The organism is Bacteroides gallinarum DSM 18171 = JCM 13658, from assembly GCF_000374365.1.
Lineage (GTDB): Bacteria > Bacteroidota > Bacteroidia > Bacteroidales > Bacteroidaceae > Bacteroides > Bacteroides gallinarum.
Genome location: NZ_KB894125.1, coordinates 103,930 through 116,576, shown reverse-complemented (window position 1 = coordinate 116,576; position 12,647 = coordinate 103,930). Strand labels below are relative to the sequence as shown.

The window sequence follows — 12,647 nt, the reverse complement described above, 5'->3', positions numbered from 1 at the left end:
GAAAATGTTCCTGCGGCCCAGACGATGTTCCGACAGACCTGCGGCTTTTGCCAAACGCTCAAACGGGAACACAGAATGAAGCCTGCCAAGCTCACTCTCATTAAAACTCTTGCGATATTTTTCCAGAATATCAAATTCTGTAAAGCCCAAAGTAGGGTGAATTTCTGAAATATTTTGTATCTTAGCCATATCTTAGTTGAGGTATTTCCCCCGTTTGGGCCGTCAAACCTTGTTTGCCGGGGAATACCTAAAGATAACAAAACTCGCCCAAATATGGATGGATTTGAGAAGAATAATACAAACCGTTGGAAACTAAGGGATATATGCAATTTTACTCTATATTCGTTTAGCGGTGCCTTAAAGCCACTTTTTGAAGGGTTAGGAGGAAGAATTGCTACCTATCCGTTGCCCATTATGGGTGCATGAATTCATTGGGAAGTACTTCCAACCGAAACCGTAAAGAGCGTTGTCTCTCAATAATTTGTTTCACGAAGGTAGTCATTTTTTCCGTACCAGGAAAAAAATATGGCTTTTGTTAACAACCGATGGTACTTGTTTCCATGTTCTGCCATATTCTTCATGCCGTTCATTAACTCTGTATCCGTTAATTTTGTAACCAAAGGAACAGATTATGAACCAGGCAGATGTAAAGGTATCGTTCTACCTTAAAAAGAGCGAGGCCGATGCCGGGGGCAACTGCCCTGTAATGGCAAGGCTCAATGTGGGGAAATACTCCGAAACGGCTTTCAGCGTGAAAATCCGTGTACCGCAATCGTTGTGGATGTCAGGACGTGCTTCGGGGAAGAGCATGGCGGCCAAGGAAATCAACAACAGGCTGGACGAAATCCGCGCGGAGGCCCTGCACATTTACACGGAACTTTCGACGGTCCGTGAGGGTGTAACCGCCGAAGAGGTGAAACACCAGCTTCTGGGAATGGCTTCGGAGCAGGAAACCTTGCTGGGTTATTTCAGGTATTTCATCAGCAATTTTGAAAAGCGGGTTGGCGTCAGCCGTGTGGAAAGCAGTCTGAACAGCTACCGCAACGCATACAACCATGTCGCAAAATTCATTGCCGTACAATACAGGCTGTCCGATATGCCCTTCTCGGCTTTAGACCGTTCCTTCATCGACAAGTACGACCTGCATTTGCGGACGGAGTGCCACCTCGCGCCCGGCACGATCGTCCACCTCACGGTACGGCTGCGGACGGTTGTCAGGGAAGCCATTGCGGACGGCATCATCACCGCAAACCCTTTTGCCGGGTATGAACCCGTCCACCCGAAGCCGAAGCAGAAATACCTCACGTCGGAGGAACTGCAACGGATCATGACCACCCCGTTCCATAACCGGGCGCTCTACCATGCCCGGGACATGTTCCTTTTTTCCTGCTTCACCGGCATCTCGTACAGCGACATGAGGCTGTTGACGAAAGAGAACCTTTCCCTCGCCGAAGACGGGACATGGTGGATCAGGAGTTCCAGAAAGAAAACCGCAATAGGTTTCGACATCCCGCTGTTGGAGTTGCCGATGCAGATTATCGAGAAATACCGTGACACCGCTCCGAATGAGCGACTGTTTCCTATGTATTCAAACAGCACGCTGAACCATTACCTGAAAAGCATTGCCGAAATGTGCGGCATCGACAGACCGTTGTCCTTCCATTGCGGACGGCACACCTACGCGACCGAAATAACCCTGTCGCACGGCGTTCCCCTTGAGACTGTCAGCAAAATGCTGGGGCATAGCCGGATTGAGACCACGCGGATTTATGCCAAAGTGACCGACGACAAGGTGGATGCCGATACCAAAACATTGAACGAGAGAATCGGGGAAAGGTTCTCGGTAGTAATTTGACGATAAAATATAAAGCATAATGATATGAAAAGGAATACAGACAATACGGAAATCAAGCGCCGCAGCACATTCGCGGTGCTGTTCTATATCAACCGCACCAAAATACGCAAGGACGGGACGTGCCAGCTACTGTGCAAGGTAAGCATTGACGGCGAATGGGAACAGATAGGGACCAAAGTGTCCGTCAATCCGTCCGTCTGGAATCCGGAAAAAGGACGTGCCGACGGGCGCAGCGAGAATGCCATGACCGTAAACCGGGCCATAGATGACTTGACGAAGGAAATCAACGGACATTACCGGAGGATAAAGGGCAACCTGGGGTTCATCACCGCCGAACAGGTGAAAAACGCCGTCATGGGTGTCGGGCAGAAGCCACTGACCCTGCTGGCCCTTTTCAGGGAACACAACGATGAGTTCAGGAAGCGGGTCGGGGTGGACAGGATAAAGGAAACATACGATTCCTATATGCGTTCGTACAAGCACCTCTCCGCCTTCGTGCATGAAAAGCTGGAAACGGAAGATGTGGCGTTGCGAAGCCTGGACCGTGCCTTCTATGACGATTTCGAGCTGTTCCTGCGGAATGACCGCAACCTGAGCCCGAAAACAGTGCACGAGCATCTTTACCGGCTCAAGAAGCTCACGATGCGTGCCGTCAGCCAGGGGACGCTGCGCCGTGACCCCTACTGCCGCCTGCACCCCGAACTGCCTAGGCGCAAAAGCCGCCATCTGAAACTGGAAGACCTCAAGAAACTGCTGGAAACACCCGTGGAGAAACCGCAGCTACAGTTCGTGCGGGACATGTTCATCTTCTCCACGTTCACGGGACTGGCTTATGCCGATTTGAAAAAGCTGACTACGAATGACATCACGCAGGTGGCTGACGGGACATGGTGGATCCATATCCGCAGGCAGAAGACCGACACGCTCTCCACCGTCCGCCTGCTGGACATTCCCCTGCGGATCATTGAAAAGTACCGGGAACAGCGGCAGGGCGACAAAATTTTCAACCTGTATTCCCGTGGGTATCTCATCCGGCTCACAAAGGAGCTGGGAGAGGTCTACGGGTTCGACCTGACCTTCCACAAGGGGCGGCACAATTTTGGGACGCACATCACCCTTTCGCTGGGCGTCCCCATTGAAACGGTCGGCAAAATGATGGGACACATGCGGATCGAGACCACGCAGATTTATGCCAAAGTGACCGACAGAAAAGTGGACGAGGACATGAAGCGGTTGAAATCCTCCGGAATCAGCCGGGGAATCGGTCTTTACGAGGAAGAGTTCCCGTCCGGACAGCGGGCAAAGAAAACTGCCAGGTTGTAATAAAAAGAAGAAACGACCTTGTCATAAGGCCGTTTCTTCATCAATTTTGGTTATACCCACCTCTGTTCTTCCCGGCACTTCCTGTAAGCGTTTTCCAAAATTTTCAGGATGTCCGACTCCTTATAGAGCGCTTTGCCCTGCACGAGATAGTAAGGTATCACGCCAAGTGTCCGGTATTCCTGCAAGGTGCGCCTGCTTACCCTCAGTATCCGGGACAGTTCCTCGTCCGTTAGGAAATGCTCGCCGTAAAACGCGGGGCGGGGGGCATCCCCCATCTCTTCAACCAGCCGTTCCATGCCTTCCAATCCTTGGAACAAGGCATCAACGCGGGGATCTTTCTTGTTTATCAAATCGTAGCTCATAATGTCATGTTTTTTTGAGGGTGGTAACTTGATTCCAGCAAGTGGCGTATGTCTTCCGGCTTGTAGAACATCTTGTGCTTGATGCGTGCGAAAGGCAGAAGCCCCTTGTCGCGGTACACCTGGAGCGTCCGTTTGGATACCCGGAGGATCTCGCACGCCTCCTGGTTGTCTATCCAGTTTTTCAACCCGGCATCCTTCGACGGACGGCACAGGCGGGATATTTTCTTCTCCACTTCACAGAACCGGACAACCAGCTCGTCAAATATCTTTTTTTCTATACATATTATTTCCATCACAATTTCATTTTTAGTGCGTTAAACATCCGACCGTCCATGCTTCGCGGGCAGCGGCTTCCCCTTCCTGCTCAGGAAATCCTGGACCTCCGAAGCCTTGTAATAAGTCCGGCCGTCAATCATGTAATAAGTCACCAGCTTCTTCTGGCGGTAACGGGCAAGGGTGCGCTTTGTGACCCCGAGCAGCTCGCACATGTCCTGGTTGTCGAGCAGCCTGTCGCCGTCAAGGGCGGAGGTCTGCCTGTTCATGCGGTTCAGCCTGTCATCAATCCTGTCGAACCGTTCCATTATCTGGTGGAGCATCATCTGGAATGTCTCCCTGTCTGTCTGTATCATACGAATTCTGTTTTTAGTGCGTGAATACTTCGTTTCTCACACTGTTGCGCAACAGCTTTCATTATTATACAGGCCAAAACATAGACCAATGAAGTGGACAGCCTCCGGACAGAAAGGCAAACTTATGATTATCAGAAAAATAAAAAATCAACCCCCGGAAATGGAGGCTGATGGGCGTATTGCAAATGCAAGTCTTTGCAATGTCTCATTGCAATCTTTTGCGATAAAGCAGGCGGCAAACCCCGTTTTTGAATGTCTTGGACCTGACCAGTTCCCACCGTCCTTCAGGCAGATGCCCCGATATGGAGCCGCTTCCTGCACAGACGGCGGGCAGCAGGAAAATGACCATTTCATCTATGAGGTGGTACAGGGAAAGCCCACGCAGGAATTCGGAGCTTTCTTCATCGCAGACTTCCGCCAGATAGATGTCGGAGGGGGCGGACGTGTCCTTGTCGCACATAAGGTCGATGAAGGGACAGCCGGAATGGAGCATCCTTGTGCGTTTCCCGTACCAATACGGGAAACCGTGCCTGCTGTCCTTCACCCATTTCAACAAAGGGTCTGTTTCCGCAGGTATGGAACCGTCCAGCGTCATTGCAACCAGTACCTGTATTTTAGCCATGCCTTGATCCTCCAAATTGAAAAAGCGTGAAATCCACGCATTATCAGGTAGAGGCTCTGGCAAGCCCAAAAACAGATCTGCATGGACTCACGCTATAGGATATAGCACAAGCCTCACGCAAAAGCCTCTGTTTTTGAAATTTTTGCCAGATTTCTACCTGAGACGTCTTGCGACTTATGTACGTAACCGGCAGGGCAACAGCCCTTGCCGTTATCTTCTTAAATATTTAATTGACAATTCTGCAATGCAGAAATTGCCAACTATATGCAAATGTAGGCATTTTATTCCTTTTCGGAACACATTATGCCGTTTATATTTTACTGTACACGGTAAAACGGGCTTTATTTGTCATTCAGCCCGTATTTCTTCATTTTCCTGTACAGGGTGGAAGGGTCTATATGCAACATGTCGGCCGCATTTTTCCGATGTCCTCCGCACATCCTCAAGGCCCGGAGAATTGAAAGTTTCTCTTCCGTCTCATTCTCAGGGAACAGGTAAATCTCCTCTTCCTCCTTTTCCTGCCTGATGCACAGGTCCTCGATCCCGATTACCGGTGATTTCGCCATCAGGACCGCGCGTTTCACCTTGTTTTGCAGTTCCCTGACATTGCCCGGCCACCGGTATGAAAGGAGAAGCTGTTCCGCTTCACGGCTGAAACCGTCCGTGTCCCGTTTAAGCTCTTTCGAGAACTTTTCCCTGAAATGTCCGGCGAGGGGCAGTATGTCTTCCGGGCATTCGCGGAGGGCCGGGAGGACGATTTCAAATTCGGCCAGCCTGTGATAGAGGTCCTCCCTGAAACGTTTCTCCTTTATGGCAAGTTGCAGGTCCTCGTTCGTGGCGGCTACAATCCGCACGTCCGTACGCTTCTCGCGGTTGCTTCCTATGGGAATATAGCATCCCTCCTGCAAGACACGCAACAGCATGGCCTGCACCTCCATTGTCAGGGTGCCTATCTCATCCAGGAACAATGTTCCTCCTTTTGCCATGTCGAAATATCCTTCCCTGTTGGCATCCGCACCGGTGAATGTCCCTTTCGTGTGCCCGAAAAAGAGCGTGGGAGCCAGTTCCCTCGGTACGACACCGCAGTTCACGGCCACGAACGGCATGTCCTTACGTTCACTGCCGTGATGTATGCCCCGTGCCACGGATTCCTTGCCTGTCCCGTTCGCGCCGAGTATCAGCACGGAAATGTCGAACGGGGCGACCGTCCGCGCCAGATTCTCGACCTCCTGCATCCGCACGCTGTTCCTGCGGAAGAGGGTCTTGTCGCCTTCATATATCCGTGAACTCGGTTTCAGCAGTTCCTTTATAAGATCCAGCAGCTCCTCCATCTGCACGGGTTTTGCAAGGTAGTCTTCCGCTCCCATCTTGACGGCTTTCACCGCATCCGAAACGGACGCATACCCGGTCATGACGATGAAAGGGAGACCGAATCCTTCCTTCTTCATCCATCCCAGCAGGGAAATGCCGTCGCCGTCCGGAAGCCTGACATCAGACAGGACAAGGTCGAAAGACTCTTTCCTGAGCAGTTTTCTCGCACCGGGTTCGTCTATCGTCACCACGGCCTCATAACCGGATTTCTCGAACCATTTCCTCTGCTGTTCGGCCAGCATGATGTTGTCTTCCACTATGAGTATCTTCGGTTTCATCTTCATTTTATATCATATTTTCATTTTTTTCTTCATCAGAATCCGCAAGCAGGCTCTGCGCCTCGGCGACAAGCCTGTCTATTCTTTCCATGACGGTTTCCGTATGGCGTTTAATAGCCGAAGCGTCAGGATTGTCGCTATAAATGGCTTCACCGTATGGTTCCAGTTCATGGGCTATGCCCAGCTGTTCCCACGTGGGATACATTCGGTGCAAGGTTTCCTTCATGCGCTTTATACCCGTTTCATTATCCTGCAAGGCCCGCCGGAGTTCCGCCTTGTTGCCGAGCGATTCTTCCATGAACGTGCCGAGCATCCATTGCCTGTCACCGGCAGCGGCTGCCAGACCTTCGAAATCCGCAGTGTATTCATTCCCGCTTTCCCTGTTCCCTGCCACGGATGAGATAAAGGACAGCAGTTCGTTCATGGAAAAAGGTTTCCGTATGCAACCGGCAAAGCCGGCCTCGGTATAATGGTTGTCGTCCTCGTCGTTACGGGCTGTCATGGCGACAACGGGGATGATGCGTGAATCTCCGATATTGGAATGCCGTAACAGGTACAGCAGGTCGAACCCGCCGGTTCCCTGCATCTGTATGTCTGCCAGGAGCAGGTCGTATTTCCCGTTACGGAGTCCGTTTACCACTTCCTTTGCATTCAGGCACATACGGCAGGATATGCCGTTCCTTTCCAGCATCTCCCCGACAATACGCAGCTGGATCGGGTCATCGTCCACACAAGGACACTTTTGGGCAGATGCCGTTTCCTGTCTGGCGGCATCGTGCTGTTTGCTACAGGCTCGTCAGTAATCGGGAGCGGGATTTCAACCTTGAACATGCTGCCTTCGCCGACACGGCTTGACACGGAAATACTGCCGCCCAGCAGATTGACCAGCCCCTTTGTTATTGCGAGTCCCAGACCGAACCCGGCAGAATCCACATCGGGTGCGGCCCGTTCAAACGGGCGGAATATGCGTTGTACCGTCTCCTCGTCCATGCCTATTCCCGTATCACTGACACAAATGAATAAGACACCGTCTTTGTAGCGGGCGGAAAGACTTACAGTACCGGACTTCGTGAATTTTATGGCATTGGAGAGCAGGTTGCTTATGACCTGGTCAATACGGTCGGCATCGCCGGAGAGTATCAGCCCGGCATCTTGTATGTCATGGACGAACAGCAGCCCCTTGTCGTTGGCTATGCGTGTATACTCTTCCGTAATCCTCTCCAGAAGCGAGGACAGGTTGAACGGGACTTTATTCAGGGTCTCTTTGGCTTCATTGAGACGGGAAAGGTCGAGCAGGCTGTTGGCAAGTCGCGTTATATGTCGGGATGAGCAGATTATGTTTCCGATATAGGTGTTGCGGCGTTTTCTGTCCCGTGTGTCCAATGCCAGCTCCGCACTGCCGCAGATGGCATTGAGAGGGCCGCGTATGTCATGCGAGAGGGTGACGATAATCCTTTTCCTCATCTCGGACAGGGCTTTGTTCTGTTTCAGGGTATCCTCCAGCCTGATACGGTCGCGTTCCCTGCGGCGGATGTCACGCTGTATGACCATGTGGGAAAGGACAAGCAGGATGATGGCTGCGCCAACAGTCCCGGCGACAAGCCGGTAGGAATATTTCTGTGCCTTCTCCATATCCTGTTCCCTGCGGCTGAACGATTCGTGCGCCTGTCTGTCAAGGGCTGAGAGGATGGCGTAAAGTTTACGGTTCAGTTCCTTGTTCTGCCTGCGCAGGCTGTCGGCATAGTTGTCAAGGTCGTTCCTGCGTTCCTCCTGCATGGTTATCAGACGCTTGTTGAGGGTTTGCAATACAGAGGAAGGAGAGGCGACCCGTATCGTGTCTTTCTTGCCGAACCATCCCGCTATGCCTTTCCTTTTCCTGACAACGGTTCGGGGATGTGTCACCTGCCTTGTCACTGCCGGCAGACGGTTGGCGAGCAGGCTGTCCGCCTCCTCCTGTTTGCGGAAAGCCTGCATGATGCGCAGCAGGTGCGACTCCTTGTCGGCAAGCAACATCCGAAGGGTGTCTATCTGTTCGGAACGGATAAAGTTGCCGTTGTTTTCCTTCAGCGAAAGGAGCAGGCTGTCCACATGGAGACGGCGGTCGTGATAGGCATTGTATTCTTCCTCGTCCCAGCCTACGACCGACTCTCCCTGTGTGGCAAGTACCGTAATCTGGCGGTGGGTGGCATCTATGTTACGGCGAAACTCGCGTATCTCGGAGGTCTCCGCTTCTATTTCCCGCATCCGACTACGCTCATGCAACAGGATGGCAACCATACTGCCTATGACCACTACGAGGATGATGTATCCGAAAAGTATCTTATGCTGTAGAGTCATATATTCCATACCGGGATATCATTTAATATACAAATTCTCAAGTCATACTTTGTAGTATCTCCTGATAATTGTCCCCTGTTTCAACGTTGGATTTTCTCGGAATAAGATCCGGACTTGCATTACCTTTGTTTTTTCCCCTTAAATAGACCATTTTACCTAAATCACTATTGATATCCTGATCCGTAGGGAAATCTATAGTGCCGTCTTCTAATTTTATTCTGACATTTTCCTGTATTTCCTTATAGGGGAAAATCCCTTCTGAAATCAGATATTCTTCTATCTCTTTCAATTTTTCATGTTGTCGGACATGTTCTTGAAAATAAGGATATAAACAAACTGTACGAGCTAAATAATCCAACTTTAATATCTATCGCTAAAAGAGTTATACGTATTAAGTTCATTCTGATATTCCGACTTTCCTTGATAAAGGTAAGCCCTGATTCCATTTTCAGTGATATAGTCATCTTCGACTCCATCTATATCATCTACAGGCTTCTCTATTTGTCTATTTATAAATCCCAAAATATTATTTTTCCAATTATTGTTATTGATAGTAATATGATACATTTCCGTTTCATTTTTACTCCTTAATATTAAAATTATGCAAGGATTAGCATTTGTTGTCTGCATATAGGTATAATGGCTGCCGGTATTCAATAGGCTGCCGTATTCACTCATGCCGATTGCAAGTGTTTTTTCTTGAGGCTTTGAGTATGAGGCTAAGTTAAAATCACTACCATCCCTTTTGATATACTTCGTCCCATTCCAGATGATTACCATATCGTCCTCCAACAAAAAAGTATTCTCGTCAATTTTTACAAAAGTCAGTGGCTCTGATTCAGAAGGTGTATCATCCTTATATAAACTTCCGATTTCTGTTTGATCCTCTATTATAGGTATCGGCTTTTTCTGAATGGACATAAATGATAGAGGAGAGACAGAGTCCATGCCTTTTGTTTGTTTTGAAGCCTTGTTTATTGTAGGCAAAGTCCTTGATAATTTGACAAGGGATTTTTGTTCATATATTGTACCCATAGATATTTATTATTTTATTAGACATTATATAGAATAAGGTTTTAGGGCACTGATAATCATAAGCCCTGTTCCTTATTCTGTATAAACTCTATTGTAGGAATTTTTCCAAACCATTTCCAGTGTTCAAACCAATATTGGGATATATAATATGGATATGCTTTGTATTTACCCTTATGAACTGTTCCATTCTGCTTCATCTCGGTAAAGACCAAGTTTTCTAAAACTTCATCAGTTTCATCCATTCTTGCTATGTTTATGTATTTCGGATTTTTAATCAACTCCTCTTTTCTCATTGCTATAGCCATTTTTGAACGCATCAAAACAGACTTGGCCTCTTTGCGCAATATTCTTTTCGCATAATCCTCAGCAATTGCAGTGGACGCATCTCTTTGTTTCGGCAATTGTAGAATATTTGTAAAATCATCTTGTTGGAGAGCATTCATAAGTTCATAAACAAAACTTAGTATTGCTGTTTGCTGATCAAGTGATTTGTTGATATATATGCGCCTTGCATCAAAATCTGTATTTGCTTTTGATTCTGAACCAGTATCTCCACCATACTTAAATCCCATACTACCAACAATCTCTTCAAGTTGTTTCGCCCCTGGCAATTTTGAGAACTCGGCATACATTTTATCTTCATCGAATCCTTCCTCAGAAGAATTACGTGTCGGTTGCATATATACTCTTTCCATTTGAATGGCTTTGTTTTGTACTGTCATTTCACGACTTATCGTGCGGTTTGGTATTTCCACAGATTTTCGTAAAATGTCCGATATTGAAACGGAACGGTTATTCCTGTTGGAGGATATAATCCTTTCCGTATGCGGCTTATGTCTATAATTATATTCATATTCCATATTCTTCTTTCTTTAATACGATATTCAATATATCACAATCAAGACACCGGACATCACCAGTCAGTCTCATCGCACATCGCCTCACCACATTTGTAATCGACCCTCCGGAAAGTTCAGTCCGGGCGGCAGCAGCGATAAGTTCCTCCGCATCGTCGCCGAGCCACTCTTTGGGGAGCATACTGCGCCAGAGGGCAGCACGGAGTTCCTCATCGGGCATCGGAAAGTAGATGACGGACTGGAAGCGGCGGGAAAAGGCCTCGTCGATGTTGGATTTCAGGTTGGTGGCAAGGATGACCGTACCGGGGAAATCCTCGATGCGCTGGAGCAGGTAGGCCACTTCCTGGTTGGCATGGCGGTCATTGGAGGTGTTGGTCGAGGTGCGCTTGCCGAAAAGTGCGTCCGCCTCGTCGAAGAACAGGATCCAGTTCCGGTTCTCTGCCAGGTCGAAGACTTTGGCAAGGTTCTTTTCCGTCTCGCCGATATATTTCGACACAATCATCGACAGGTCCACCCGATAGACATCCATGTTGTTTTTCTTGCCTAAAAGAGTGGCGGCAAGTGTCTTTCCCGTTCCCGGAGGTCCGTAGAACAAGGCACGGTAGCCGGGCTTGAGAATCCGTTTCAACCCCCAGTCTTCCATGATGGTATGCTGGTGCATGATCCACGTGTTGATTTCTTCGAGAGCCTCCAGTGTATTGTAATCCAAAACCATGTCTTCCCACTCCAACGGGGTGGTGATAAGTTTGGCAGGGAAACCGATATTGTAGTCCGGTTTATAATCCCTGTCAAGCAGTACAAGGCTCAGGAACTCGTCCGAAGCGCGGAGCTGTCCGCTCAGCAGCGGTTCACCTTCACCCGCACCCTCTAACCGCAGGATATTCCGCATATAGAACCAGTGGTCTTTCTGAAACATGCGGATAACGGCCTTTTTCTTCTCCATGTCCTCTCCGGCAAGGATGAACGAGGCGGTCTCGCCCGTAGGCAGGAAGCCGCCGTGCGACAGCCCTTTCCAGCCGCCGAACTCGGTGTACTGACGGTCGAAGTCCTTGTTCTGCACGAAGAAAATGTCGAGCGACTGAGGACAGGTATGCGGCATCAGGGCCAGCATGATCACCACCCGCTCGTTGAAAGTGATATCCTGCCGTCCGGTCATGCTTTCCATCCAGCCGTCATCAGGAGGCGTGACTTCCTCTATCGAGGGGTATTCGCACCCTTGCCGGAAATAAAGCTGGATGGCCACGGTCAGGACCCTGCCGAACCAGTCGATATGCGTAGTCATCATAGGCGTTCTCTACAAAGGTCAGTAACTGTTTGCCTTAGCACCCATCACGTCGGCTTCGTGTTCCAGTGCCGGATTGTCATTTACGGGCAGTCCGCCCACTTCCGTTGTCGGCTCGACACGACCGGCCATCTGCTGCGCCACGTGCCATGCCTCGTGCGGCAGGTGCTGTTCCTGGCCGGGGGCGACATGGATGTCCGTACCCTGCGTGTATGCCAATGCCTGCACGGTAGCCGGCTTGTCCGAGTTGTAATGCACCCGTACATCGTCCATTGCAAAGCCGGACAAGTCTTCGATGCCCGCTTTCAGGTTGTCGGGCATACCGGTTTCGTTCTTTCTTTGTACCGGTACCGCAAACTTTCCTTGAAGAGAGTCTTCTTCATCCTCGCCTATCCGTTGGATGGGATTGGCGAACTTGCCCTGCATGGCTTCATCGTCATCTTCCTCACGCTGTACAGTATTCTCGAATTTTCCTTGCAACGTTTCGTCTTCTTCGTCACCGAGCCGTTGCAGAGGTTGTGCGAATTTCCCCTGTAACGCTTCGTCCTCGTCTTCGAGGCGCTGTACAGGTTCTGCTACAGCTTGTAGTATCCCATGCGGACGGTTGTCCGCAAACTCCAAAGTACCTTCACCGCTGCGCTTTTGCTGGATGGTGCGTGCCACCTTGTTCTGATATGTCCTTTCAGTTTCCATGAT

The 12,647-nt window shown here is 49.6% G+C and carries 14 protein-coding genes and 1 pseudogene; 2 read left to right on the top strand and 13 right to left on the bottom strand.

Going from position 1 to position 12,647, the window contains the following annotated elements:
• Window positions 1–189 (bottom strand): annotated as a pseudogene (locus tag C233_RS23550) (DDE transposase); the annotation flags it as partial.
• A 442-nt stretch (window positions 190–631) separates the two neighbouring features.
• Between C233_RS23550 and C233_RS0108125 the strand changes: the two are divergent.
• Complete coding sequence (locus C233_RS0108125) at window positions 632–1,855, top strand: site-specific integrase (protein ID WP_018667100.1); 1,224 nt, start codon at window positions 632–634, stop codon at window positions 1,853–1,855.
• Window positions 1,856–1,879: 24 nt separating this feature from the next.
• A complete protein-coding gene (locus C233_RS0108120; RefSeq protein ID WP_018667099.1) occupies window positions 1,880–3,178 on the top strand; it encodes a site-specific integrase in 1,299 nt (432 codons plus the stop codon).
• Window positions 3,179–3,228: 50 nt separating this feature from the next.
• Here the strand turns inward: C233_RS0108120 and C233_RS0108115 are convergent, their stop codons facing one another.
• The 12 genes from C233_RS0108115 to C233_RS0108065 form a co-directional block, all read right to left on the bottom strand.
• A complete protein-coding gene (locus tag C233_RS0108115) occupies window positions 3,229–3,540 on the bottom strand; it encodes a helix-turn-helix domain-containing protein (protein ID WP_018667098.1) in 312 nt (103 codons plus the stop codon).
• Window positions 3,537–3,833, bottom strand: a complete 297-nt coding sequence (locus C233_RS0108110; RefSeq protein WP_018667097.1) for a helix-turn-helix domain-containing protein — start codon at window positions 3,831–3,833, stop codon at window positions 3,537–3,539. Before C233_RS0108110 ends, C233_RS0108115 begins: the two co-directional genes overlap by 4 nt.
• A 21-nt stretch (window positions 3,834–3,854) precedes the next feature.
• Window positions 3,855–4,169 (bottom strand): helix-turn-helix domain-containing protein, encoded by a 315-nt coding sequence (locus C233_RS0108105; protein WP_018667096.1) that lies wholly within the window; start codon window positions 4,167–4,169, stop codon window positions 3,855–3,857.
• A gap of 205 nt (window positions 4,170–4,374) precedes the next feature.
• Window positions 4,375–4,791 carry a hypothetical protein gene (locus tag C233_RS0108100; protein WP_018667095.1) on the bottom strand — a complete coding sequence of 139 codons (417 nt, stop codon included), beginning with the start codon at window positions 4,789–4,791 and terminating at the stop codon, window positions 4,375–4,377.
• Window positions 4,792–5,132: 341 nt separating this feature from the next.
• Window positions 5,133–6,440, bottom strand: a complete 1,308-nt coding sequence (locus C233_RS0108095; RefSeq protein WP_026314789.1) for a sigma-54-dependent transcriptional regulator — start codon at window positions 6,438–6,440, stop codon at window positions 5,133–5,135.
• A 7-nt stretch (window positions 6,441–6,447) separates the two neighbouring features.
• Window positions 6,448–7,170, bottom strand: a complete 723-nt coding sequence (locus C233_RS24775) for a response regulator (RefSeq protein WP_244149058.1) — start codon at window positions 7,168–7,170, stop codon at window positions 6,448–6,450.
• The gene (locus tag C233_RS22455) at window positions 7,092–8,786 is read right to left on the bottom strand and encodes a sensor histidine kinase (RefSeq protein WP_244149057.1); all 1,695 of its coding nucleotides are present in this window, start codon (window positions 8,784–8,786) and stop codon (window positions 7,092–7,094) included. The genes C233_RS24775 and C233_RS22455 overlap by 79 nt, the downstream gene beginning before the upstream one ends.
• Before the next feature lie 28 nt (window positions 8,787–8,814).
• On the bottom strand, window positions 8,815–9,066 hold the full coding sequence (locus C233_RS0108085; protein ID WP_018667093.1) for a hypothetical protein: 252 nt from the start codon (window positions 9,064–9,066) through the stop codon (window positions 8,815–8,817).
• A gap of 71 nt (window positions 9,067–9,137) precedes the next feature.
• Complete coding sequence (locus C233_RS0108080; protein ID WP_018667092.1) at window positions 9,138–9,812, bottom strand: hypothetical protein; 675 nt, start codon at window positions 9,810–9,812, stop codon at window positions 9,138–9,140.
• 56 nt (window positions 9,813–9,868) lie between these two features.
• Window positions 9,869–10,672, bottom strand: coding sequence for a hypothetical protein (locus C233_RS0108075; RefSeq protein ID WP_018667091.1), 804 nt, complete (start codon window positions 10,670–10,672; stop codon window positions 9,869–9,871).
• Window positions 10,662–11,951, bottom strand: a complete 1,290-nt coding sequence (locus C233_RS0108070; RefSeq protein ID WP_018667090.1) for an ATP-binding protein — start codon at window positions 11,949–11,951, stop codon at window positions 10,662–10,664. The genes C233_RS0108075 and C233_RS0108070 overlap by 11 nt, the downstream gene beginning before the upstream one ends.
• Before the next feature lie 21 nt (window positions 11,952–11,972).
• Complete coding sequence (locus tag C233_RS0108065; RefSeq protein WP_025069012.1) at window positions 11,973–12,644, bottom strand: eCIS core domain-containing protein; 672 nt, start codon at window positions 12,642–12,644, stop codon at window positions 11,973–11,975.
• Between the last annotated feature and the right edge of the window lie 3 nt (window positions 12,645–12,647).

Excerpts from the sequence above, each read along its gene's own strand:
- C233_RS0108080 (WP_018667092.1), bottom strand. The coding sequence starts at position 9,812 with ATGGGTACAATATATGAACAAAAATCCCTTGTCAAATTATCAAGGACT.
- C233_RS0108095 (WP_026314789.1), bottom strand. The coding sequence starts at position 6,440 with ATGAAACCGAAGATACTCATAGTGGAAGACAACATCATGCTGGCCGAA.
- C233_RS0108120 (WP_018667099.1), top strand. The coding sequence starts at position 1,880 with ATGAAAAGGAATACAGACAATACGGAAATCAAGCGCCGCAGCACATTC.
- C233_RS0108110 (WP_018667097.1), bottom strand. The coding sequence starts at position 3,833 with ATGGAAATAATATGTATAGAAAAAAAGATATTTGACGAGCTGGTTGTC.
- C233_RS0108115 (WP_018667098.1), bottom strand. The coding sequence starts at position 3,540 with ATGAGCTACGATTTGATAAACAAGAAAGATCCCCGCGTTGATGCCTTG.
- C233_RS22455 (WP_244149057.1), bottom strand. The coding sequence starts at position 8,786 with ATGGAATATATGACTCTACAGCATAAGATACTTTTCGGATACATCATC.
- C233_RS0108125 (WP_018667100.1), top strand. The coding sequence starts at position 632 with ATGAACCAGGCAGATGTAAAGGTATCGTTCTACCTTAAAAAGAGCGAG.
- C233_RS0108065 (WP_025069012.1), bottom strand. The coding sequence starts at position 12,644 with ATGGAAACTGAAAGGACATATCAGAACAAGGTGGCACGCACCATCCAG.
- C233_RS0108070 (WP_018667090.1), bottom strand. The coding sequence starts at position 11,951 with ATGACTACGCATATCGACTGGTTCGGCAGGGTCCTGACCGTGGCCATC.
- C233_RS0108075 (WP_018667091.1), bottom strand. The coding sequence starts at position 10,672 with ATGGAATATGAATATAATTATAGACATAAGCCGCATACGGAAAGGATT.
- C233_RS0108105 (WP_018667096.1), bottom strand. The coding sequence starts at position 4,169 with ATGATACAGACAGACAGGGAGACATTCCAGATGATGCTCCACCAGATA.
- C233_RS0108100 (WP_018667095.1), bottom strand. The coding sequence starts at position 4,791 with ATGGCTAAAATACAGGTACTGGTTGCAATGACGCTGGACGGTTCCATA.